Origin of the sequence: Bdellovibrio sp. HCB117, assembly GCF_047305915.1 — a bacterium.
GTDB lineage: Bacteria > Bdellovibrionota > Bdellovibrionia > Bdellovibrionales > Bdellovibrionaceae > Bdellovibrio > Bdellovibrio bacteriovorus_B.
Map to the genome: position 1 here is coordinate 1,762,395 of NZ_CP178622.1, position 21,083 is coordinate 1,783,477.

22 protein-coding genes and 1 tRNA gene are annotated in these 21,083 nt (G+C 44.9%); 12 read left to right on the forward strand and 11 right to left on the reverse strand.

The genetic code is table 11. The annotated features are described in order from the left end of the window. The first annotated feature begins 102 nt into the window (after positions 1 to 102). Genes ACLWBD_RS08400 through ACLWBD_RS08415 form a run of 4 tightly spaced genes read left to right on the forward strand, consistent with a single transcriptional unit; the run spans position 103 to position 4,116 of the window. The gene (locus ACLWBD_RS08400; protein ID WP_063207616.1) at positions 103 to 333 is read left to right on the forward strand and encodes a FeoA family protein; all 231 of its coding nucleotides are present in this window, start codon (positions 103 to 105) and stop codon (positions 331 to 333) included. Then, positions 309 to 2,228 carry a ferrous iron transporter B gene (gene feoB / locus ACLWBD_RS08405; RefSeq protein WP_413570582.1) on the forward strand — a complete coding sequence of 640 codons (1,920 nt, stop codon included), beginning with the start codon at positions 309 to 311 and terminating at the stop codon, positions 2,226 to 2,228. Before ACLWBD_RS08400 ends, feoB begins: the two co-directional genes overlap by 25 nt. Beyond that, on the forward strand, positions 2,225 to 3,283 hold the full coding sequence (locus ACLWBD_RS08410) for a glycosyltransferase family 4 protein (RefSeq protein ID WP_063207610.1): 1,059 nt from the start codon (positions 2,225 to 2,227) through the stop codon (positions 3,281 to 3,283). The genes feoB and ACLWBD_RS08410 overlap by 4 nt, the downstream gene beginning before the upstream one ends. Beyond that, positions 3,280 to 4,116, forward strand: coding sequence for a hypothetical protein (locus ACLWBD_RS08415; RefSeq protein WP_063207607.1), 837 nt, complete (start codon positions 3,280 to 3,282; stop codon positions 4,114 to 4,116). Before ACLWBD_RS08410 ends, ACLWBD_RS08415 begins: the two co-directional genes overlap by 4 nt. Here the strand turns inward: ACLWBD_RS08415 and ACLWBD_RS08420 are convergent. From ACLWBD_RS08420 to ACLWBD_RS08440, 5 genes are read right to left on the reverse strand one after another with little or no spacing between them, the layout of a single operon-like run. After that, entirely contained in the window at positions 4,113 to 5,267 is a 1,155-nt protein-coding gene (locus tag ACLWBD_RS08420) for a glycosyltransferase family 4 protein (RefSeq protein ID WP_413570584.1), read from the reverse strand. The genes ACLWBD_RS08415 and ACLWBD_RS08420 overlap by 4 nt on opposite strands. Further along, positions 5,255 to 6,241, reverse strand: coding sequence for a dTDP-glucose 4,6-dehydratase (gene rfbB / locus ACLWBD_RS08425; RefSeq protein WP_413570585.1), 987 nt, complete (start codon positions 6,239 to 6,241; stop codon positions 5,255 to 5,257). The genes ACLWBD_RS08420 and rfbB overlap by 13 nt, the downstream gene beginning before the upstream one ends. Next, entirely contained in the window at positions 6,238 to 7,125 is an 888-nt protein-coding gene (gene rfbA / locus ACLWBD_RS08430; protein ID WP_413570586.1) for a glucose-1-phosphate thymidylyltransferase RfbA, read from the reverse strand. The genes rfbB and rfbA overlap by 4 nt, the downstream gene beginning before the upstream one ends. Then, positions 7,122 to 8,261 (reverse strand): dTDP-4-amino-4,6-dideoxygalactose transaminase, encoded by a 1,140-nt coding sequence (gene rffA, locus ACLWBD_RS08435; RefSeq protein ID WP_413570587.1) that lies wholly within the window; start codon positions 8,259 to 8,261, stop codon positions 7,122 to 7,124. The genes rfbA and rffA overlap by 4 nt, the downstream gene beginning before the upstream one ends. 41 nt (positions 8,262 to 8,302) lie before the next feature. After that, positions 8,303 to 9,964 carry a methyl-accepting chemotaxis protein gene (locus ACLWBD_RS08440; protein WP_413570588.1) on the reverse strand — a complete coding sequence of 554 codons (1,662 nt, stop codon included), beginning with the start codon at positions 9,962 to 9,964 and terminating at the stop codon, positions 8,303 to 8,305. Between the two features lie 202 nt (positions 9,965 to 10,166). Here ACLWBD_RS08440 and ACLWBD_RS08445 point away from each other — a divergent pair, with 202 nt between their 5' ends. The 6 genes from ACLWBD_RS08445 (at position 10,167) to ACLWBD_RS08470 (ending at position 15,541) form a co-directional block, all read left to right on the forward strand. Next, the gene (locus tag ACLWBD_RS08445; RefSeq protein WP_253696783.1) at positions 10,167 to 11,054 is read left to right on the forward strand and encodes a hypothetical protein; all 888 of its coding nucleotides are present in this window, start codon (positions 10,167 to 10,169) and stop codon (positions 11,052 to 11,054) included. A 99-nt stretch (positions 11,055 to 11,153) separates the two neighbouring features. Continuing rightward, a complete protein-coding gene (locus ACLWBD_RS08450) occupies positions 11,154 to 11,891 on the forward strand; it encodes an efflux RND transporter periplasmic adaptor subunit (protein ID WP_413570590.1) in 738 nt (245 codons plus the stop codon). After that, positions 11,888 to 12,628 (forward strand): ABC transporter ATP-binding protein, encoded by a 741-nt coding sequence (locus ACLWBD_RS08455; RefSeq protein ID WP_413570592.1) that lies wholly within the window; start codon positions 11,888 to 11,890, stop codon positions 12,626 to 12,628. Before ACLWBD_RS08450 ends, ACLWBD_RS08455 begins: the two co-directional genes overlap by 4 nt. After that, positions 12,625 to 13,365, forward strand: a complete 741-nt coding sequence (locus tag ACLWBD_RS08460; RefSeq protein WP_413570593.1) for an ABC transporter ATP-binding protein — start codon at positions 12,625 to 12,627, stop codon at positions 13,363 to 13,365. Before ACLWBD_RS08455 ends, ACLWBD_RS08460 begins: the two co-directional genes overlap by 4 nt. After that, positions 13,362 to 14,468 (forward strand): ABC transporter permease, encoded by a 1,107-nt coding sequence (locus ACLWBD_RS08465; protein WP_413570595.1) that lies wholly within the window; start codon positions 13,362 to 13,364, stop codon positions 14,466 to 14,468. Before ACLWBD_RS08460 ends, ACLWBD_RS08465 begins: the two co-directional genes overlap by 4 nt. Continuing rightward, entirely contained in the window at positions 14,465 to 15,541 is a 1,077-nt protein-coding gene (locus ACLWBD_RS08470) for an ABC transporter permease (RefSeq protein ID WP_413570597.1), read from the forward strand. Before ACLWBD_RS08465 ends, ACLWBD_RS08470 begins: the two co-directional genes overlap by 4 nt. Here the strand turns inward: ACLWBD_RS08470 and ACLWBD_RS08475 are convergent. Further along, a complete protein-coding gene (locus tag ACLWBD_RS08475) occupies positions 15,458 to 16,051 on the reverse strand; it encodes a hypothetical protein (RefSeq protein WP_413570599.1) in 594 nt (197 codons plus the stop codon). The genes ACLWBD_RS08470 and ACLWBD_RS08475 overlap by 84 nt on opposite strands. 342 nt (positions 16,052 to 16,393) lie before the next feature. Between ACLWBD_RS08475 and ACLWBD_RS08480 the strand changes: the two genes are divergently transcribed. Then, positions 16,394 to 17,260, forward strand: a complete 867-nt coding sequence (locus ACLWBD_RS08480) for a formylglycine-generating enzyme family protein (protein ID WP_413570601.1) — start codon at positions 16,394 to 16,396, stop codon at positions 17,258 to 17,260. An 82-nt stretch (positions 17,261 to 17,342) separates the two neighbouring features. On the opposite strand, the gene ACLWBD_RS08485 is transcribed toward ACLWBD_RS08480, so the two are convergent. Both ACLWBD_RS08485 and ACLWBD_RS08490 read right to left on the reverse strand, forming a co-directional pair. Next, positions 17,343 to 17,675 (reverse strand): hypothetical protein, encoded by a 333-nt coding sequence (locus tag ACLWBD_RS08485; RefSeq protein ID WP_413570602.1) that lies wholly within the window; start codon positions 17,673 to 17,675, stop codon positions 17,343 to 17,345. Between the two features lie 446 nt (positions 17,676 to 18,121). Beyond that, positions 18,122 to 18,197, reverse strand: a tRNA-Gly gene (locus tag ACLWBD_RS08490). Positions 18,198 to 18,260: 63 nt separating this feature from the next. On the opposite strand from ACLWBD_RS08490, the gene ACLWBD_RS08495 reads away from it, so the two are divergent. Continuing rightward, the gene (locus tag ACLWBD_RS08495; protein ID WP_413570604.1) at positions 18,261 to 18,410 is read left to right on the forward strand and encodes a hypothetical protein; all 150 of its coding nucleotides are present in this window, start codon (positions 18,261 to 18,263) and stop codon (positions 18,408 to 18,410) included. 4 nt (positions 18,411 to 18,414) lie between these two features. Here ACLWBD_RS08495 and ACLWBD_RS08500 read toward each other — a convergent pair whose 3' ends face one another. The 3 genes from ACLWBD_RS08500 to ACLWBD_RS08510 form a co-directional block, all read right to left on the reverse strand. Then, entirely contained in the window at positions 18,415 to 18,891 is a 477-nt protein-coding gene (locus tag ACLWBD_RS08500; protein WP_413570606.1) for a hypothetical protein, read from the reverse strand. Between the two features lie 170 nt (positions 18,892 to 19,061). Next, the gene (locus ACLWBD_RS08505) at positions 19,062 to 20,162 is read right to left on the reverse strand and encodes a hypothetical protein (RefSeq protein WP_413570608.1); all 1,101 of its coding nucleotides are present in this window, start codon (positions 20,160 to 20,162) and stop codon (positions 19,062 to 19,064) included. Positions 20,163 to 20,261: 99 nt separating this feature from the next. Then, positions 20,262 to 21,053 carry a TIGR02147 family protein gene (locus tag ACLWBD_RS08510; protein ID WP_413570609.1) on the reverse strand — a complete coding sequence of 264 codons (792 nt, stop codon included), beginning with the start codon at positions 21,051 to 21,053 and terminating at the stop codon, positions 20,262 to 20,264. Positions 21,054 to 21,083: the final 30 nt, after the last annotated feature.

Consider the following 21,083-nt stretch of genomic DNA (forward strand, 5'->3'; position numbering starts at 1 on the left):
GGTTCTCATTTTGTTTTCAATTGGTCCGCAGGGGGTTAAAGAACTTCCTTTTGTGGGGGCATGCTTTTAACTAAGAGGTTCATTGATCCCAAGGGAAACTCTATGAACTTACTGGATAAATCATTAAAGCCAGGCCAGAAGGTCGAAATCACCGGATTCGCCGCAGACAATGTGTTTCGTGAGCGTTTACATGAAATGGGCTTAAGAGTCGGCATGTTGATCACGATTTTAGGTCGTGCTCCTTTTGGCGGGCCTCTTCTGATCCGTTTTAACACGAGTTTTCTAGCTTTGCGAAATGAGGAAGCGGCATGCGCACGAGTGAAACTGAACTAGCTGTTGAGCAACTTTCTATCGCGCTGGTCGGCGCGCCGAACTCTGGAAAAACCACTCTCTATAACTGGCTGACGGGTTCTCGTTTTAAAACTGTGAACTATCCGGGCGCGACGGTGGAGTTTTCTTTAGGCCATTTAGCGTCTCATCTGGGTGAGTCCAATGTGATGGTCATGGACACTCCGGGCACTTACAGCCTGCACCCCAAAAGTGCGGATGAGTGGGTGACCTTAAAATCCATTTACGAAAATCCGAAAGTTAAAAAGATTGATGGCATCATCGTCGTTGTCGATGGGACTCAGATCTCTCGTCATCTGCAACTCGTGATGCAACTTCGTGAAACAGGCTTTCCTTTGATGGTGGTTATCACGATGTCGGATCTTCTTCGTAAAGAAGGTATTGAAATTGACATTCCTTATTTGCAAAAAACTTTGGGCTGTCCGGTTCTTCAATTTGATGGCTTATTAGCGGGCGGTCTTAAAGAGATCGTTGCTGAAGCTAAAAAACTTCATTGGACGAAAGAACCTTCCCGTCCGGTGCCTTGGTCTTTCGAGATTCAGGAAACCAAACTCAATCAGTGCGAACAGATTGCCAAAGAGGCTTTATCTCATAAAACAGATCATGCTCAAGAGCGCCTCAACCGCATCGTGGCGACGACTGAAAAGTTGGATCGGGTACTGCTGCATCCTTTCCTCGGTTTTGCTTTATTCATCGTTATCATGAGTGCCTTGTTTTCAAGCGTTTATTGGATGGCGACTCCATTTATGGACATGATTGATGGTTGGTTCAGCGTTGCCAATGAGTGGGTGGCTGGGCTCGGGCCTGGTACTTTGTGGGCCGACTTCTTAGCTAACGGCGTGATCACGAGCTTTGCGGCTTTCATGGTGTTTGTTCCGCAGATCTTTATCTTGTTCTTGGGAATTGGAATTCTTGAAAGCACGGGTTATCTGGCGCGTGCGGCAACTTTGATTGATCGTCCGTTTTCAGCCTTGGGAATGAGCGGTCGTTCGTTCGTGCCACTTCTTTCTGGTTTTGCCTGTGCGGTCCCAGCGATTATTGCGACTCGTAACATTCCATCGACAAAAGATCGCATGATCACGAATTTCGTGATTCCCTTGATGAGCTGCTCGGCGCGCTTGCCGGTCTATGCTCTTTGTATCGCGTTTCTTTTCCATGGCGAGTCGGCATGGAAGGCGGGATTGGCACTGGCGGCTCTTTACATCGGATCTATGTTCTTAGGAGCTTTGGCCGCAGGCATAGTGAGCAAATTCATCCCTCGTCAGGAGCCTTCATTGTTCATGATGGAGCTTCCGATTTATCGCCGCCCTAAGTTCCGTGTTTTAGTTCGCCATGCGTGGACAAGAACTCTGTCTTACGTGAAACGCGCAGGTCCCATCATCTTTACCTTTGCCGTCGTTATTTGGGCGGGATCGACATTCCCGAATTACCAAACAGAAGATGCTCACCAAAAGCTTGAAGAAAGCTACGTGGGTCAATTGGGTAAAGTGATTGAGCCTGTGGTTGCACCCATGGGGGTGGACTGGCGTGTGGGAGTCGGTTTAATTTCGGCCTTTGCCGCTCGCGAAGTCTTTGTTTCGTCGTTGGCCGTCACTTTCAATATCACGGATGGAGATGAAGACTCTCAGCAAGAGGCTCTTTTAACGCAGATGAGTACGGCCACCAATGCTCAAGGTGAAAAAATCTTTACCGTGAGTTCAGTGATTGGACTTATGGTCTTCTTCCTTATCGCTTTGCAGTGTATGTCCACGGTCGGTGTGCAGATCCGTGAAAGTGGCTCTTGGAAGTTCGCGGTAACGCAACTTGTTGCCTTTAATCTCTTCGCCTATGTTCTTGTAGTCTTGATAGTTCAAGGCTTAAGATTCATAGGCGTTCCATGAGAATATATTTTGATGTCAGCACCTTGAATCCGCAAAAAGTGACCGGAGTTGGAGTTTATATGCTTCAGCTCCTTGAGCACTTTTCTCAAGAAAAGGATTTAGAGGTTCATCCCGCCGTAAAGATTTCTCGCTATAAAAATAAGAAAAACATCGAATCCATTTTACCAGGTCGCAAAGCCGAAAGTTTTCTTCCTTTAAAGTGGTCCTCAGACGGTCTTTACCACGGTCCGGATTTCAAATTGAACGTGAAGGGTTTCTTGCCCCGAATCGTCACGATTCACGATATGATTGTCTTTGAAGAAAAGTACAATCGTCCCGAGTTCTTCCTGAAAGGCATTCGCGATATGACGAATGTTTTAAATTCTTCGGTGGATGCGGTCATCGTGAATTCCCTATTTACGAAAAGCCAGGTTCTAAAATACTTTCCTCAATTGGAAGATCGCCTGCATTTGACTTATCTGGGGTGCAATCGTTCGCGCATGGCGGGCCAAGGTCCTTCGCTGGGTTTGCCGGAAAAGTATATTTTATTTTTAGCGACGTTAGAAAAACGTAAAAATGTTCTGGGCGTGATTCGCGCTTTTGAGGCTTTGAAGGTTCAGGGATTTGAAGAAAAACTGGTGTTGGCGGGCGCTTGGGGATTTGGTGCTGAAGAAATCCAACGGGCTTTAGAAAGTTCTCCGTTTAAAAATGACATCATTCACTTAAACTATGTGCCAACGGAAAAGCTTTCTGAACTTTACCAGCGTGCCCGTGTTTTCTTTTTTCCGTCCTGGTATGAAGGTTTCGGAATTCCCGTTTTAGAAGCCATGTCTTTAGGAACGCCTGTTGTGACAAGTGCCGGAGGCGTCTTAGAAGAAATCAGTGGAGATGCTGCAAGTCTTGTAGATCCGGGAAGTCCGACAGAGATGGCGGCCGCCTTAAGTAGAGTATTAACGGATCAGGCTTACCGTGAAGCTTTGATTCAAAAAGGGCTGAAACAAGCCCCGCGTTTCACTTGGGAAAAGTGTGCGCAGGACACGGTCGAAGTGTATAAGAAAGTATTGGGGAGATCATGATTTACGATTGTTTTGCATTTTTTAACGAAATGGACCTATTAGAAATTCGTTTGAATACTTTAAACGAAGTCGTTGATCGTTTCGTTCTGGTTGAAGCCACTCGTACTTTCCAAAAGAAAGACAAGCCTCTTTTCTTCGAGCAAAACAAAGAAAGATTTAAGCCATTTTTGCACAAGATTGAGCATGTGGTGGTGGATCAATATCCCAACTTTTTTTCTAAATGGCGTGTTCCGAAAACCTGGGACTATGATGACCATCAAAAAGAACAAATTCTCCAAGGCTTAAAAAATGCGAAACCCGATGACGTGATTATCGTTTCGGATGTGGATGAAATACCTCGTCCTGAGTTGGTGAAGCAGTATGCGCATCAGCCAGGTATTAAGGTTTTTCAGCAAAAGCTTTACTACTATTATCTGAACTGCTTTGTAAAAAAATACCCCGAGCCTATTCCCTTAGTGAATGGCTATATGCCCTGGTACGGTACGGTGATGTTAAATTATAAAGATATCAAAACGATCAAAAAAACACGTCTGTATCGTGAAACTCGTCAAAGCACGAATGAGATCACCGTGATTCCGAATGGGGGCTGGCATTTCAGTTATCTCGGGGGCGCAAAAAAAGTGATTGAAAAAATTGAAGCTTATGCGCACAAGGAGCACAATAAAGACACTTTCAAAGATCCTAAAAAAGTGGAAGAAATCATCCGCAAAGGCGGAAGTCTTTACGGGCAAGAGATTGAATCTGAATTTGTGGCAGTGGATTCAGAATTTCCACGCTATGTGCAGACCCATCAAGCTCAGTTGGCGGACCTGATTTTAAATCCTGAAGGTTAAAGCGATTTATAGAGGCTTAAAAAAGCCTCTTGAGTGACAGGCCAATTGTGTTGGCTTATTGACCATTGCTGGGCCTTGTGACCTTGAATCTGGATGTCTTCGGGACGTTTTAAATAGTGGTGGAAAGCTTGCGATAGAGACTCGGCATCCTTAGGTTCGGCTAAAACGCCACGTTCGTTATGCAATCCCACCTGTTCAGGAGTCCCTCCGGCGTTCGTACCAATCACGGGTTTTGCCATCATCATGGCGTCTAGTACACTTAAAGAATAAGTTTCGTTGTAGGATGCCAGGGCAAAGACGTCTAAGGCATCAATGTAAGAGACATAATCTTTCTGAAAAGGGATACGGACGATGTGATCTTTGTAGCGCGGATTTTCCATGCGCTCGGCAATCCAACGACTTAATTCTTCGGACGGGCCTTCAAAAATAGGAGTGCCGTCCGAATTTTTTCCGATGATCGTGGGGTCGCCGACAATCCAAAGCTGTGTCTTCTCTAGCTCGTGGTCGTTCAAATATTCCAGGGCCTGAACAAGCTCGCGAACTCCCTTGCCCGGATCAATACGACAAAGAGTTCCGAAAACAATTTGTTCTACTCGCGCTCCATATTTATCGCGCAGCTCTTGGCGTTTTAGACCGTCGTGCTTGAAGCTCTCTGTCTTGCGACCATAACGAATGAGGTGCAGTTTTTCAGGAGCGATAGGGAAGTTCTTTTTCACATCTTCTAAAATATTTTCTGAAGAGCTGCACAAAGCATCCACTTTAGAAAAGAGCCACTTATGAACAAAATCCCTTTTCGGTGTCGCGTTCATGTAAAGGTTGTAGATGTGTTTAATCGTGGGAAGATTCCACTTCGCTAAAGCACAAGCCCACATATCCAAACGGGTGTGAGAGTGCAGGTGAGTGATGCCGTGTTCCTGGATGATGTTTTTAATCAGGCGAGCCGTTTTAAGTTTCGAAAGTTTTTTCTCTGGAAAAGGTAAAACTTCAATGCCTGATTTTTTCAGTTCTTCGGTCACACGCGAGTGCGCGGAACATAATACTTTTTGGCGAAGGCCTTTTTCCGCCAGCTTCTGAATCAGCTCGACGGTGTAAATTTCTAGGCCTCCCCAGGACAGAGAGTGAATACAGTGAAGGACTTTTACTTCGTCCATAAGGCTTTGTAGTGATTGATGGTGCGAAGAAGACCTTCCTCTTCAAACTTCACTGTAGGGTTCCAGTTTAATTCTTTTTGCGCTTTTGAGAAGTTAATCGCATAGCGGAAATCGTGACCCTTACGGTCTTGCACGAAGTTTAAAAGCGATTCGGATTTTCCCAAGTGTTTTAAGATGAGCTTTGCAACATCCAGATTCTGTCTTTCTGAATTTCCGCCTAAGTTATAAACTTCCCCGGCGCGCCCCGAGGTGAAGACTTTCCATACGCCCTCATTGTGGTCATCAACATAAATCCAGTCGCGGATATTCATGCCGGTCCCATAGATCGGAAGGGGTTGATTCGCCAGGGCCCGTTTGATCATCAAAGGAATGAATTTTTCTTCGACCTGTAATGGACCGTAGTTGTTAGAACAGCGAGTGATCATCACTGGCAGCTTGTATGTTTCAAAGAAAGAGCGGCACAAAAGATCGGCGCTGGCCTTTGAAGCACTATAAGGGCTGTTCGGTGAAATCGGTGTATTTTCTGTGAAAGCGGGATCGGACGTCTGTAAGGTGCCGTAAACTTCATCCGTGCTGATTTGCAGATAGCGGAAGTTCGGATTTTTTTCAAAAAGCGCTAAGCTTTCTTTTAAAAGATTCAAAGTTCCCAGAACATTTGTTTCTACAAAGATGTTAGGGCTTTCGATAGAGCGATCCACGTGAGATTCAGCCGCGAAATTGATCACACCGCTGAATTGATACTTCTTAAAAAGCTCATCCATTTTGTGAGAGTCGCGGATGTCCAGGTGATAAAATTTCAAGTGGGGATTTGTATCCAGTTCTTTTAGAATATTCGCAAGATTACCTGCGTAAGTCAGAGCATCGACGATCACGAAGTCGTACTGCGCTTTGATTTCATCGCGGCAAGCGACCGTTCTTACGAAGTTAGATCCAATAAAGCCAGCACAGCCGGTCAGTAAAACCGTTTGTTTCATAGTTCCTCAGAGATGATTTTTTCTAAATAGGAGCGATAAGAGCACTTAGGAAGTTCCGAAGTGATTTTTTGTAATTGCTCTAGATTAATAAATTTCATGCGATAAGCGATTTCTTCAAGGCAGGCCACTTTCATGCCCTGGCGTTCTTCGATGGCACCAATAAAAGCAGCGGCATCTAGAAGGGATCGGGGAGTGCCCGTGTCGAGCCAAGCAAGACCACGATACATCATTTCGACGCCCAGTTTATCTTCGTTGTGGTAAGACAGAATCAAATCCACGATTTCTGTTTCACCGCGAGGCGAAGGTTTTAATTCCTTCGCACGCTTTGAAACTGTGTTATCGAAAAGGTAAAGCCCCGGGATGGCATAATTGGATTTCGGTTGTTTTGGTTTTTCCTCGATCGACTTTACTTTTTTAGTCATCTTATCAAACTCAACAACACCGTAAGCTGTGGGGTCGGCAACGTAGTAAGCAAAAACACGTCCGTGAAGATCTGATTTTTTTGCCTTTTGCTCTTCAATCGCGCGACGGAAGAAATCCAAATCTCCATAGAAAAGATTATCACCTAAGATCAAGCATACGTGATCGTTGCCAATGAAATCTTCACCCAAGACAAAAGCTTCAGGAAGTCCGTTCGGCTTTTCCTGAATTTTATAGCTGAGCTTCACGCCAAATTGAGAACCATCACCCAAAAGTTTTTTAAACAAGGGGTGATCATCCGGTGTTGTGATCAGAAGAATATCTTTGATTCCACCTAACATAAGAATGCTCAGCGGATAATAAATCATGGGTTTGTCGTAAACAGACTGAAGCTGTTTTGTCATGACCCGAGTCATTGGATAAAGACGCGATCCTGCGCCGCCAGCTAGGATGATACCCTTCATGCTTGCCCCTTAAAGAACGAATGAATTTTTTCAAGAACCAAGGCTGCCTCATCACTGGAAAGATCAGCCCACATCGGAAGACGTAACAGGCGATTGGAAAGATCGTCTGTGACTTTCATCGAACCCGACACGCGACCGTACTTCACTCCCGCCGGAGCCGAATGAAGTGCCACATAGTGAGTGGTGGATTGAATGCCAGCTTCTTTCAGGTAAGTCCATAAAGCCGCACGCACCTCAGACGAATTTAAAAGCAGATAGTAAATATGAGCATTCGCCTGGCACTCGCTAGGAATTGTCATGCGTTGCAAGTGACCGTTTTTTTCCAGGTCCGCTAAACCTTGATGGTATTGATTCCATAAAGCCAAGCGTTTTGCTGTGATCTCTTTGCCTTCTTCCAATTGGGAAAGAAGAAAGGCGGCGGAAAGTTCCGAAAGAAGATAAGAAGAGCCTTTGTCCTGCCACGTGTATTTATCCACTTGGCCGTTCAGAAATTGCTGACGGTTCGTACCCTTGTCGCGGACGATTTCAGCTCGCGCCACTAGGCGGGGATCATTGATTGTTAGGGCTCCACCTTCACCACAAACGATATTCTTAGTTTCATGAAAACTGAATGCCGCCATATGGCCCCAAGTACCTAAGGCTTTTCCTTTGTACGAAGCAAAAATGCCCTGAGCTGCGTCTTCAACAACCCAAATGCCGTGTTGGTTTGCTAGGGCCATGATTTCATCCATCTTGCAACCCACACCAGCGTAATGCACCGGCATGATGACTTTAGTACGCGGAGTGATGGCCCGTTGAATAGCCGCGGGATCAATATTCATTGTTAAGGGATCGACATCGACAAAGACGGGGACCGAACCGTAAAGCGCGACGACGTTAGCTGTGGATGTGAACGTGAAGGAAGGCAGAATAACTTCATCTCCAGGTCCGATGTCAGCAAGCACCATGGCCATTTCAAGAGCCGATGTGCATGAAGGAGTGATGACGGTCATCAGAGTCGGAAGATTTTTATTAAACCACTCAGCGCATTTTTTATTAAAAGAGCCTTCGCCGCTTAATTTTTTATTGGCGATGGCCTGAGAGATATATTTCTCTTCATTCGAGCTTTTTGGCGGAATATTAAATGGAATTTTCATACTCCCTCATCGTAGCCTAAGCACCATGAGGGAGCAATGGATTAAAAACCGTCTGTAGTGCCCACTTTGCGAGTCGGGCCGTCATCATCAAATGGAATGACGCTCGACGCGGTCTGTGACTTTTTCCCCACGGGACGGGCTGGTTTTTCAGAGGATTTTTTCTCTTGGAATGAAAGCACTTTAGCTTCTTTTTTTGCAGAAGTTTTGTGGACAGAAGGCTTCGCTGTAGGACCCTGTGAAGAGCCTAAAATAACAGCATTCAGATTCTCGACCATCTTCTTCATATTCAAAGCCTGTGCATTGATTTCTTCAGCAGATGCCGCGACTTCTTCAGAGGATGCCGCATTGGATTGTGAGCTTTGATCGAGTTGATTCATGGCGCGGCTGATCTGTTGGATGCCCGTAGTCTGCTCACCGCTAGCCGCTGAAATTTCATTGTTCAGATCTGCGACCTTTTTAACAGAGTTTACGATGTTAGAAAGAACTTCGCCTGAACGATCCGCGATCGTGGATCCTTTTTCGACCTTCTCAACGCTTTCTTTAATAAGACCGTTGATGTCTTTGGCTGCCACTGCGGAGCGTTGTGCTAAGGTGCGAACGGCTTCGGCGACAACGGCGAAACCTTTTCCATGTTCTCCGGCGCGAGCTGCTTCCACCGAAGCATTCAAGGCCAATAAGTTTGTTTGGAATGCGATATCATCAATCACGCTGATAATTTCTTCGATCTTTTTAGAAGAAGACGAAATGTCACGCATAGATTCGATCAAATGATGAATCTCTTGCTGTCCGTGTTCTGCAGCGTCTTTAGATGATTGAGATAGAGCTGCTGCTTGTTTTGCATTGTCAGAGTTCATTTTTACCATCGAAGACATTTCTTCAAGAGAAGCGACAGTTTCTTCTAAAGAAGCCGCGGCTTCCGTAGAAGCTTCAGAGAGGGTTTGTCCGGCAGCTGAAAGTTGAGTGATTGCAGATGCGACTTGCGAACCCGACTCATCAAGGCCAGAGGCAATTCCACTGACTGTGTTTGAAACGCGGTATGCAATCCACATCAAAAGACCAAACATCGCGGTCGCACAGAAACCCGCGATCAAAAGAAGAAGCTGAGTTTCAAAAACGCGCTTCTCTTTTTGCATTTTATTGTTCTCCAAAGAGCGCTTGTTGTACAATTCCATGTTAGTTGCAATAGCCGCTTGTGTGTGCAGAGCCAAGACATGCCACTCTCCGCCGTTCATTGCGGTATGTACTTTTGCATTATCTTCCGGAGTATTCTTTTCGAGGCCGGCAATCATGTTCTCTGTAAGAGTGTAAAACTGTTCTTTGACTTCGCGAGCTTTGGCGTAGTTTTTCTGTTCTTCATCATCTAAACGAGTGGATTCGTAGTAAGCTTGACCTTCTTTAAAGTCTGCAAAAGCTTCTTTGGCTTTCTTGATAAAGTTATCGCGGGACTTTTTATCATGTTCATTCGCAAGGGCGGCCCAGATAAAATAGCCAATACGAGCGCGTTGCATACCAATGCGGCCAAGGCCATCCATGTTCGGGATCACGTCTGTGTAAGCATCCGTCAGCATGTCACCCAGGTGACTCATGGAGTTTAAAGAAATTCCTGTGAGGACACCGAAAGCAATCACTGGCAGCATTGCTGACAAGAAAAGCTTGCCGCGCAAACCTTTAAACCATGATGATCCTGACGTTCCTAACTTCATCTAAGACTCCCTGTTAAAAAAAATAATTAGTACACCAATAGTCTTCTCGACGGGAAAATTGCGGAACTTTAAGTCTTTTGTAAAATGCGAGGCCGTCGTATGGACGTAGGTGCGGTGCGAAACGTTAAAGTTATTTAATTGAATATGGCCGCACTAGGTTGTTACGATTTTTAGTACGTCTAGACTCAAGGAGGGGAAAGTCATGACAAAATCAACGCTTACGCGTGTGACGGCGGCTGTTGCATTGATCGCAACACTCGGCTTCACGCATAAAACCACGGACACAGTTTCTCTTTGCCACGGTTTCGTTCCAGAAAATGATATGAGAATTCCAGTGGGACTATTCACTGCTGGCGGTATCACAGAGCAGCAATTTAATGATGTTTTGGATCGTTTAGAAAGAATCTACAAAGCTGACGTTGAAAGAATGGGCGACACTTTGAAGATCAACCGTCTTTGGAAAGACGCGACAGTGAACGCTTCTGCACAAAGATCAGGCAAAACTCAGATCTTAAATATGTACGGCGGTTTGGCTCGTCACCAAGCAACAAATGTGGAAGGTTTCGCGTTGGTAGCTTGTCATGAGTTCGGTCACCACAATGGGGGCGCACCAAAAATTTCTGGTTGGATGGGTTCATGGGCGACAAACGAAGGGGGCTCTGACTATTTCGCGACTTTGAAATGTCTTCGCCGTTTCTTTGCAGAAGACGACAATGCCGCGATCTTGAAAGATCTTGATTTAGATCCGTACGCAGTGGCGGGTTGTGAAGCGCAATTCTCTGACGAGAAAGAGCGTTTGATCTGTTTAAGAACTTCTTTGGCTGGCCAATCTGTTGCTAATCTTTTCCAATCTTTACGTAAAGAAACAACAGCACCTAACTTTGGAACTCCTGATAAACGAGAAGTGACTCGTATGAACGATCAGCATCCAGACACTCAATGTCGTTTGGATACATACTTCCAAGGTATGTTGTGCGTAGCTAAAGAGAGTGAAGCGGTGAGCAACTCTGATTACAAGCAAGGTTCTTGCTATGCTCCTCGTGATGTGGCGGGTGTTCGTCCTCGCTGCTGGTTCTTCCCAGGTCGCTAATATTTTCTGACTAAAGAAAATGATCAAAGCCGGTGTTGTTGAAACATCGGCTTTTTTTTACATGTTTACTCTGGCCCTCCATTGGCGCTATCGTGAAGCATGTCAAAAAAGAAAATCATCCCGGTTGTTCTCATCGTTGTGATTCTTATCCTGGCCTACGTGGTCAAAGTTTTCTTGTTTAAAACTGAATTTGCTTATGCTGGTACGGTGGAAGTGACCAAGGTGGATATCCCGGCTCGGGTGTCTTCGGTGATTGAAGAATTCCCAGTGCGTGAAGGGCAGATCGTCGAAAAGGGTCAACAAGTCGTAAAGCTGGCTTGCGAAGACATCCGTATTTCCTATCGGCTTATCAAAAGCAGTTATGATCGTTCCAACAGTCTTTTTCGCAGCGGCGGTATTTCACGGGAAGCCTATGATCAAATGAAAAATAAAATGGACGATGTTTCCTTACGCCAAGGCTGGTGTGACATTGCGTCTCCTTTAAAAGGCACGGTGTTAACGACCTATTTTGAGCCGGGCGAAATGGTGCCTCCAGGAGCGAAGCTCTTAACGGTAGGAAACCTTGAAGAAGTTTATGCTTATTTCTATTTGCCTCACGATGAAATTTCTAAGTTGAAGCTGGAACAAAAAGTGATGGCTGAAGTTCCAGAGTTAGATCATAAAAGTTTTCAAGGCGTGATTTCCTATATCAATCCCGAAGCTGAATTTACGCCTAAGAATGTTCAGACCCGGGATGAAAGAACGCGTTTGGTGTATGCCGTAAAAATTTACTTTAATAATCCCGAAGGCTTTTTAAAGCCGGGAATGACCCTGGAATGGGCCGCGGACGAACCGTGAAAGACATTTCTTTGAAAGCTTTTAATGTCTCTAAGAAGCTGAGACAAACCCAAGCTCTCAAAGGTCTTTCTATGCAGTTTGCCCCGCATCAGATTCACGGGATCATTGGGCCTGAGGGCGCAGGTAAAACCACTTTTCTTCGCCACATCATGGGTCTTTTAAAACCAGATGCAGGTGAAATAGTTTTTCTTGATGAAGACTCTCCGGTGGAATTTTCTAAGATTCGCGAACTCGTTGCGTATATGCCACAGACGCAAAGTCTTTATCCAGAGCTCAGCATTCACGAACATCTGGAGTTTTTTAAAACGTTGTACCAGCTTCCTGAAGAAGAATATAAAAACCGTCGGCAAAAGCTTTTGCATATGGCTCGCTTAGAAAAATTCACGGATCGACTGGCTTCGCAATTATCCGGCGGGATGTACAAAAAGCTGGGTTTGATCTGTGCGCTTCTATCTTCCCCGAAAGTTCTATTGCTGGATGAGCCTACCAATGGTGTCGATCCTTTGAGTCGTCGAGATTTCTGGGAACTTCTTTACGAACTCAAAGAGCAAGAAGACATTCTTATTCTGGTAACGACATCTTATATGGATGAAGCCTTAAAGTGCCAACAGGTGCATTTGCTCTTTGATGGAAAAATGCTGCTTGAAGGCACTCCGCAAGAAATTCTAAAAGAGAAAGGCTGCAAAAGCTTTGATGAAGTGTTTTTGCAATACGACTCCTCTTTGGAGGCCTTATGAATGCGGTTGAGGTCGAAGGTCTTTCAGTCAAATTTGGCGACTATTATGCAGTGAATGATATTTCTTTTAAAGTCAGCAAAGGGGAGATCTTTGGATTTCTAGGCGCCAATGGCGCAGGTAAAACGACGACAATCCGAGTTCTTTGTGGGTTATTACTTCCTACTCATGGGAAGACTTGGGTCTGCGGCTTGGATGTTCTGAAAGACTCGTTTCAGGTGAAGCAGAAAGTCGGTTACATGTCTCAGAAATTCACGCTCTATGACGACTTGAGCGTAGCGGAAAATCTGGCGTTCACCGCTTCTTTACGAAAAATTCCGGATTTAAATTTTCAACAACAAAAAGAAAAGCTCTTAAGTTTTATTAAGTTTAAAGAGTCTGAAAAAAGTTTGGTTCGCGATCTTCCCGGCGGCGTAAAACAGCAGGTGAGTCTTGTGGCTTCGCTGCTTCATGATCCTGAGTTGGTGTTTTTAGATGAACCGACGGCGGGTGTGAGCCCGGCCTATCGTCAACGCTTCTGGGCTTTAATTCGTGAGCTTGCCAAAGAGGGTAAGACTGTTTTCGTCACGACCCATTACATGGATGAAGCCGAACAATGTGAGCGTATTGCCCTGATGCGATCCGGAGAACTCATCGCCTTAGATTCGCCCTCAGGTTTGAAACATAATAGTTTCCCCGATAAAGATCCGCACGCGGTTACACTGGAAGATGTCTTTATTCATCAGGTGGAGGGAAAGTGAAACTTCGCTCTATTTTAGCGATAGCTAAAAAGGAAGTTTTCCATATTGTGCGCGATCCATTCACCATGGCTCTGGCATTAGGAATGCCTGTGGTGATGGTTCTTTTTTTTGGATACGCCATAGAATTCAACATGGATAAAATTGAGCTTGCGGTCTTTGACGGAAATAAAACACAGACGTCGTGGAATATAGAAAAGACATTTACGAGCTCAGGCTATTTCGTTTCGGATCCCGTGCACAGTCCTGCGGAAGCGGTTCAAGCTTTGGATGAGGGACGGGTTCATGCGGCTTTGATTATGCCTCCGACGTTAACTCAAGATTTAAGGCCTTTTTCAACTGCGTCGGTGCAGGTTTTAATCGATGGCTCTGACAATTCGTCTGCGGGTTCTATCGCAGGTTATCTGGGTGGCATTCATCGGCGGGTTCTTGAAAATGAATTTGGAAAGATCAAGCCTCGCATTGATGTGAAAACGAGATTTTTATTTAACCCGGAATTGAACAGCCGCTGGTTTGTGGTGCCGGGCTTAGCGGCGGCGATCATTGCGATTCTTTCTATTTTGATGACGGCACTCACCGTTGCTCGCGAGTGGGAAAATGGCTCTATGGAGTTGCTGCTGGCAACGCCCGTAAGACCGATCGAGATTATTCTGGGTAAACTTTTACCCTATTCTGTGATGGGAATGGTTGCGGTGTTTTTCGTTTTTATTATGTCTCAACTGGTGTTCTCAGTTCCCTTTAAAGGAAACTTTTTGGTGTACCTGTTAGCATGCATGATTTTTCTTAGTACTTATTTGGCGCAAGGTCTGTTGATCTCTGTCGTCACTCGTAAGCAGCAGCTAAGTATGCAGATTGCAATGTTGTCGGGGCTTTTACCGACAATATTGCTTTCAGGCTTTATTTTTCCTAACGAACACATGCCGTCGTTCTTTTACTACGTCACGATGATTTTACCGGCGCGCTGGTTTATTAAGATCAGTCGGCAGCTGTTCCTGCAAGGATCTAGCTTTTTAGACATCCTTCCTTCGTTTCTCGCTTTGTGCGGGCTTTTTTGTTTGATGATTCTGCTTGCGACGAAAAAGTTTAAAAAGGACGTCGAACCATGAAAACACTTTTAGGCTTTATCCGAAAAGAATTTTTGCAGACCTTGCGTGACCCTCGTATGCGCATGCTTTTGTTCGTGGCTCCTTGTGTGCAACTGACTATCTTTGGTGTGGCTTTATCTACAGAAGCAAAGAATATCCGCCTCAGTGTTTTTAGAGCACCGAACGACACCAGTCTTCAAGAGATCTACCGCAAGGCTTTAGCCTCAGGATGGTTTATTCCCGCGAAGACCTCGTCACTCGATCCTTTCGATCAAGTCAATAAAGGGGAAGCCGATGCCGTGCTCGTGGCTCCAACCGCTGGTTTAGATAAAAGCTTAGGCCGTGAAGACGGGAAGGTGCAGCTTCTTATCAACGCCACGAATGTCACTCGTGCACAAAGTATTGAAAGATATTTTTTAAGTGTCGTGCAATCCCTGCACCCTCAACAGTCGCCTTTTCATTTTGACGTGCGGGTTCTTTATAATCCCGCTCTAAGAACGGCTTTGTTTCTCGTTCCCGGCGTCATGAGTTTGCTGGTTTGTCTTATCACGATTTTGCTGACCAGTATGTCGATCGCAAAAGAAAAAGAGATGGGAACATTTGAAACGCTGATTTCGGCTCCGATAAAACCAGAAGAAGTTATTTTTGGTAAAACAGTGCCGTTTGTGCTTTTAGGAATGAGTAACATTCCTTTGATTGTGGGAGTGGCCGTCGCTCTTTTCGGAATGCCTTTAAGAGGCAGTCTTATAATCCTGCTTCTTTCGTCTTTTGTATTTGTGTGTTGTACAGTGGGAATTGGACTTTTTATTTCGACTGTCGCCAAAAACCAGCAGCAATCAATGATGGGAGGATTTCTCTATCTATTTCCGTCAGTGCTTCTTTCAGGGCTTGTCTTTCCTATTGAAAACATGCCCTGGGTTTTAAGAATTTTTTCTTACATCAATCCGCTGACATATTTCATCGAGCTTCTTCGTAATATCATGCTTAAAGGCGGGGATGCGCGACTGATCTTATTTAATGTTCTTATACTTACCGCCATGGCTGTCTTTGTCATCACAGCTAGCTGGCGACGCTTTAAGGTCGTACTCGGGTAGGCCACAAGGATCTCCGCCATCTTCAATCTCAGGAATTGCGGGAAGGGGTTCGGAAGTTCTGGACGTTCTTTCAAGATCAATCTCAAAGATATCTAAAGTTTTTAGTGTATCCGACCGGCGATGCATAGAGAGGTGATAAAGATCTCCCGAGACCTTGCGCATGATGATCACTTCGCCATAGCCGTATTGGTCATTAATAAAAGAAGCATAGTAATCACCTTTTTCGGAATATTTTCCGTGAGGCAATTGACTCATGTTTTTAGGAAGACCAAAAGAGCGGACCGCTTCTTCGCCATTAACCCATTGAGAAAAGTAAATAGAAGTTCCGTAAGTTTCAGGATGAATAGTGACTTGTTTGTTATTGCAAAGCTTCGCATCTCCCACAGAAGGATTCGCCGATTCATTTTTGCAATTCAGGATTTTATAGGTCCCACGAACATTTTCAAAAGTAGAAGCCTGAGCGTTGAGGCCCAAAAATACCAGGGCCGACAGGATGATGTTAAATTTCATAAAGACTCCTTTTAAGAATCTTTTAGCGGATCCATCGCAGGAGTCATGTTTCTTTCCGTTAACCTACATAAACGATTTGTTAGAAATGTCTTTCAATTCTTATTGTCGTCCTCTTCTTCTCGCACAGTAACAAGGTGAGTCGTTAGGCCTATCTGTCAAGGCTCATGAATCAAGCAGCTGCCGAAACTTCGGCAGGAGCCAGGATCTCGGCGAAAAGGCCTGACGGAGGCCCGGCAGCGTTCTTGAAATACCCGCATAAGTTATTGAAAGCAGGTGAGGCAGAGGCTGGCACCGGCGCTGCAATATCAAGTCTTTGAAAACAAAAAATCCTGGAGATTAAAAATGAAAAACCTTAAATCCTTCCTCCTTGCCGCCTTCACTTTAACTACTTTAACGAACGTTGAATCCGCATTCGCGAAAGAAAGTGCCTGTAAAAATCAAAAGACTGTCGTTCTTGACGGTTATGTCACGATGACCTTTTGTGAAATACCGGCCGCTGACGGAGTCATGATCGGGAATAACGATGATTTCGAAGCCGCGCCTGCAAAGCCCCGTGACTTTCAAAAATTCCAAATCGGTCAATTCACGGTGACGCAGCTTCAGTACAAAACGATTATGCAGTCAGAACCGTGGATGGCAAATGGATCGCCTTTGATGTACGTGCAAGAAGGGGACAGCAATCCTGCTGTTTGGATTTCGTATGAACAGGCAAAGCAATTCACGCGCACTTTGAATTTAATTGATCCAACAGCCACCTATCGTCTTCCGACTGAAGCTGAATTTGAATACGCGGCTCGCGGCGGTACAAAGACGACGTATTACTGGGGTGACGAGATGGACACTAACTTTCCCTTCTTCGCAGGCAACATCGGCAGAGAGAGCTACGCCCATGCCGTCGACTCCTGTCCCGTTCCTTATTTGAATAACAGAATGCCCGGCTACTGCGCTAATCAATACGGACTTTTTCATATGCTAGGAAATGTCTGGGAATTAACCGAAGATGTTTTCGTAAGAGGGTATGAAAACGCTCCCACGAATGGAAACGAACCAGTGAAAGGTGAACCCAACGCAGTTCACACCACTCGCGGTGGAAGCTTCCTAGATGATACGAATCTGATCTCTGCTACATGGCGCGGATACGCTCCACCTAACAAAGGTTACGGAGACATCGGTTTCCGAGTGGTAAGAATACCGAAAGCGACACGCTAAAAAAGGGAAGTCACAAGGGGATAACGAAGTTCAAAGGAAGCGCCAACGACAATGTTGGCGCTTCTCTATTGCAAAATGGATCTTAGTAGCGGGAGCAAAAGAGCTGCAAGTTAAGACCTTGTCCCGTCAGAACAGCGGTGGCGTCCATCTGATTATAGTCCAAACTATACACGCGAGAAGTCGACTGAAGATAGAATGAATGAGCGTTTCCATTTTTACCCAGATAGGTAACTAGGACGGCTCGACCATTCATCGTAACTCTTTCACTTTGGGAACCCACTTCATTTAGAATGTGAAAGATTTCAATCCGGATTTCTTTTCCATTGCGGCCACCACCTTGGCAAACGGTGTTGATATCGGCCATAGCAGATGGCACTGACAACAAAATTAATAACGCTGCAAATATTTTTTCCATAAAGTTCTCCTTCGTTTAAACTTGTTAAATTTTTAGGAGTTCCGACCCAACTAAGATCGCTAGATTGGAAATCCATTTACAACAAAGGAGAATGCAAGCTCAGTACCGAGGCGCATTCGCATATTCTAATTTTAAATGAAGTTTTCATGTCGATGCTTTAGTCGGACGCCTTTTCGTGTCCACAAATAAAGTATCAAGCCAGACGTTCCGCTCAAAAGCGGAGCAAGAGAAGTTTTCCTTCGTCATGAAAAAACGAATTCGGACGGAATTGCTAAAAGAGAATTTCAAAAAGAAAAGACAATCCCTCGCGGAGTTTTCTGCCGGCGGCAGAAAACGACAAACCCAAAAAAACGATCAAGACGGGAAACTTCAGAAAATACTTTGGCGAAGCCGAAGTGCAAACAGGGGCTCAAATTAAAAAACCGCCAGAAGGGCGGTTTTTAATTTGGAGCGGGAGACGGGGCTCAAACCCGCGACCTATGCCTTGGCAAGGCATCGCTCTATCAACTGAGCTACTCCCGCGCTCGAAGAGAAACCAAAATTACAGTTGCCAGCCTTAGTTGTCAACGGGTAAAAATCAAAAAAATGAAGGCTCTACTGTACAGTCGCATCAAAAAATGGATGATTTTTGCTCTTATAGGCTGCGTTGCCTATTTTGTGGGCTATATTTGGGGCCACAAGAACCATAAGCCGCAAGAAAACTCGCAACCGCCGGTTCTTACAGTTCCTAAGTAGCTAACTATTCTTCCTCAGTCATTTGCTCGCGGAAATCTTCAGGCACGCTGTCGATCCATTTTTCGCGGGGACCATAGTAGTATTCCATGTGTGTTAATGTGCCGATGCGAAGGCCTTGGGCGTTGACGTGAGCACCGACAATGTAGGCTTCAGGGTCTTCAGTGTAGGTGATGAACTCCGCAAAAATATATCCTACCGTGGCTTTTGTAGCAGGATCAAAGACGCGATAGATGACCTTTGCTTGAGTATCGTAATAGCCATCGCCCAATTCCCAAGGGATTTCAATTTCAGAGGCCGTCTTTTGGACTTTCTTTGGAAGTTTTTGAAAGCTTGTGCGCTCGATGTTTTTAGAAAAAACGGTAGCTTTTGCTAAAACTTCATCGGGATGCTGAAGGGGAAGTTCCAGTTGTCGAGCCGAAGCACTTTGAACTCCTAAAACCACTAACATCAAAAATGCGAAAGATTGCATAAATCCGATCATATAAATCTCCTTAGTGAGTGTTCTAATTACTCTAACTGAGTGCGGAGAATACAATGCATCTTACGAAACAAATTATTAATTCTGGAATATTGAAAAAATAGTGCGTCGCTAAACTTAGAGACGCACCGGCAGTCTGAGAGACTCTATGAAATTCTTACTAAAGGTAAGGGTTAAAAGGCGCGCTGATAGAGCGAAAGTCTTTGAAGGGACCAATCTAAGAGCTCTTTCATTTTTTGCAGATCTGTCTGAGGTGTGGCTGGAAAACGAATCTCGACTTTATCATAACTCTCACCTGCGACTTCAGATGTTTTACACACTCGCAGTGGCAAGACGTCATCAGCTCGACAGTTCATTGCGATGGTGTTGATGTTTTCTCTTAACTTAGAAAGATATTTCAAAGAGTTCTTAAGAAGTCGTTGGACGGTTTCCTTTTTAAATTCCAGATTTTTGTTTCGCTCTTCTCGAAGGCGCTTTAAAGATCCTTTATCTAAAACATTTTCTTCTAACTGGGGTGCTTGTTCAGTCAGAAATTCGATATCTAAAAGATGCGTTTCAATTTCGTCTAGACGTAAGAAGTCGGAATAAACTTCGGGCGTCCTCTGGTCCGCCATCAGAGTAATGGCGGCGAGGGTGAGGCTTCCCTTAAGCAGGTTTTCATTCTCAAGCGCATGCAGAAGCTCGTGCTCTAAGGTGTCTCCTAAGCCTCCGGTGCGATAAGAAAGCGCGGTGACGCTAAAATAAAGAGAATTTGAACTGGGTTCGAAGAAGCCTTGAATCGGACCACTCCAGAGAGGCAAGAAGGGATCAAAAACCAACTTCAAGCTTTGCAGACGGCTGTCTGAAAGAACCTTTTCAAAAAACTGCCCATTGCTTTCGCGCGCTTCAGAAACACCTGAAATTATGAAAAGAGGGTAAGAGAGTTTTTCGATAAAACTTCCTTGAAACTCCATATCTTCTCTTTTGACCATCTGAAGTTCGTATTGAACGCCAATAGAGTTGAAATAGTCTTCTGCTGAGTTTTGGATTTTTGTTATCCAGGGTTGCAGATCTTTGCCAGGTATCAGGCGTCCGTTGTAGCGTAATACAAAATCATAAAAATCGGCCGTCAGATTGCTAAAAGGCTTCACCATTTCCAAAGGGTTATTTACAGAAGAAATCGGAGCCGGCTTTTCACCCCTTTTGGGTTTTGCATAGGTCGTGGACAAGCCTGTAAAGAAGACAAAGCAGAAGCCCAAGATGAAATATAAGAGCGTTGAAACGTGTTTTTTCATGACCTAACGGAAATGCAATCTGGAGACCTAAAAAAAAACGCCACGAACGATGATGTTGTGGCGTTTTGAACGATGAAATTATGGTGAATCCTAAGATGACTACTGTTCTGTAAGTTCAAAGAAGCTTGTTGAAAGCGCAAAAAGGGAATTTTTGCTCTCAGAGCTTTGCAGTTCTTGCATGATTTCCAGACGGAAAGCACGAATCTTCTGAGAGATCTCTTTGGCTTTATCGCGATTCGTTGGCACCAAAGTGCATCCCATGTCCCAGCGCTTTCCGCTGTTAGGAACCATCGCTTCAGAGGCTTTAGTCTGCATCTGGTTGTAGAAAGCGCGAGCTGCTTCAGAGGAAGGCGCATAGGTTGAGGAGTATTTGTTCTTGCTTGAAGTCCAAACTCCCTCAGCAGATTTTGTAACGAGCCCGACATTTTGCAAACGTTCTAAAGCCTTTTCCACTGTGTCGACAGGAAGGCCCAGTCGTTGAGACATGTTTTCAGGTGTTGCAACAAATTGATCTAGATTTAAAAGTTCTGCAATGGCCGTGTGGTACCAGTCAGAAATAATGGCAAACTGGTCTTCCCCGATTTTTTCAAAAGCTTCTTCGCGAGCTTGCACGCGTTTTAAAGCCATCTCGCGTAGAACCGCACTGCGAGCATGTTCCGAAAGTGCCAAGTCGACGAAGAAGTCTTTTTCAGATGGAGCCAAATTTAGTTTTACGGCTAGATTCATAGCGCGGGATTCAGAAAGACCCACTTTGCCATTCAGGATTTCGCTCAATCGTGAGCAAGGAACCTCAAGGTCGCGAGCGTAGGCGCGAAGAGAGTAAGACGGATTCTTTCTTTGTCTACGTTCAAGTTCTTTTAAAATATAGTCTCGATAGTGGTGTTTTGCCATGGGCGAGGGTGTAGACGGGAATTATCCGAG

What these genes read in the sequence shown, in the direction of transcription:
- rfbB (WP_413570585.1), bottom strand. Translation starts at nt 6,241, where the DNA reads ATGAAACAAACGGTTTTACTGACCGGCTGTGCTGGCTTTATTGGATCT.
- ACLWBD_RS08415 (WP_063207607.1), top strand. Translation starts at nt 3,280, where the DNA reads ATGATTTACGATTGTTTTGCATTTTTTAACGAAATGGACCTATTAGAA.
- rfbA (WP_413570586.1), bottom strand. Translation starts at nt 7,125, where the DNA reads ATGAAGGGTATCATCCTAGCTGGCGGCGCAGGATCGCGTCTTTATCCA.
- ACLWBD_RS08410 (WP_063207610.1), top strand. Translation starts at nt 2,225, where the DNA reads ATGAGAATATATTTTGATGTCAGCACCTTGAATCCGCAAAAAGTGACC.
- ACLWBD_RS08420 (WP_413570584.1), bottom strand. Translation starts at nt 5,267, where the DNA reads ATGGACGAAGTAAAAGTCCTTCACTGTATTCACTCTCTGTCCTGGGGA.
- ACLWBD_RS08440 (WP_413570588.1), bottom strand. Translation starts at nt 9,964, where the DNA reads ATGAAGTTAGGAACGTCAGGATCATCATGGTTTAAAGGTTTGCGCGGC.
- ACLWBD_RS08445 (WP_253696783.1), top strand. Translation starts at nt 10,167, where the DNA reads ATGACAAAATCAACGCTTACGCGTGTGACGGCGGCTGTTGCATTGATC.
- ACLWBD_RS08400 (WP_063207616.1), top strand. Translation starts at nt 103, where the DNA reads ATGAACTTACTGGATAAATCATTAAAGCCAGGCCAGAAGGTCGAAATC.
- ACLWBD_RS08495 (WP_413570604.1), top strand. Translation starts at nt 18,261, where the DNA reads ATGAAGGCTCTACTGTACAGTCGCATCAAAAAATGGATGATTTTTGCT.
- ACLWBD_RS08485 (WP_413570602.1), bottom strand. Translation starts at nt 17,675, where the DNA reads ATGGAAAAAATATTTGCAGCGTTATTAATTTTGTTGTCAGTGCCATCT.
- ACLWBD_RS08505 (WP_413570608.1), bottom strand. Translation starts at nt 20,162, where the DNA reads ATGAAAAAACACGTTTCAACGCTCTTATATTTCATCTTGGGCTTCTGC.
- ACLWBD_RS08460 (WP_413570593.1), top strand. Translation starts at nt 12,625, where the DNA reads ATGAATGCGGTTGAGGTCGAAGGTCTTTCAGTCAAATTTGGCGACTAT.
- ACLWBD_RS08500 (WP_413570606.1), bottom strand. Translation starts at nt 18,891, where the DNA reads ATGATCGGATTTATGCAATCTTTCGCATTTTTGATGTTAGTGGTTTTA.
- ACLWBD_RS08450 (WP_413570590.1), top strand. Translation starts at nt 11,154, where the DNA reads ATGTCAAAAAAGAAAATCATCCCGGTTGTTCTCATCGTTGTGATTCTT.
- ACLWBD_RS08510 (WP_413570609.1), bottom strand. Translation starts at nt 21,053, where the DNA reads ATGGCAAAACACCACTATCGAGACTATATTTTAAAAGAACTTGAACGT.
- ACLWBD_RS08470 (WP_413570597.1), top strand. Translation starts at nt 14,465, where the DNA reads ATGAAAACACTTTTAGGCTTTATCCGAAAAGAATTTTTGCAGACCTTG.
- ACLWBD_RS08480 (WP_413570601.1), top strand. Translation starts at nt 16,394, where the DNA reads ATGAAAAACCTTAAATCCTTCCTCCTTGCCGCCTTCACTTTAACTACT.
- rffA (WP_413570587.1), bottom strand. Translation starts at nt 8,261, where the DNA reads ATGAAAATTCCATTTAATATTCCGCCAAAAAGCTCGAATGAAGAGAAA.
- ACLWBD_RS08475 (WP_413570599.1), bottom strand. Translation starts at nt 16,051, where the DNA reads ATGAAATTTAACATCATCCTGTCGGCCCTGGTATTTTTGGGCCTCAAC.
- feoB (WP_413570582.1), top strand. Translation starts at nt 309, where the DNA reads ATGCGCACGAGTGAAACTGAACTAGCTGTTGAGCAACTTTCTATCGCG.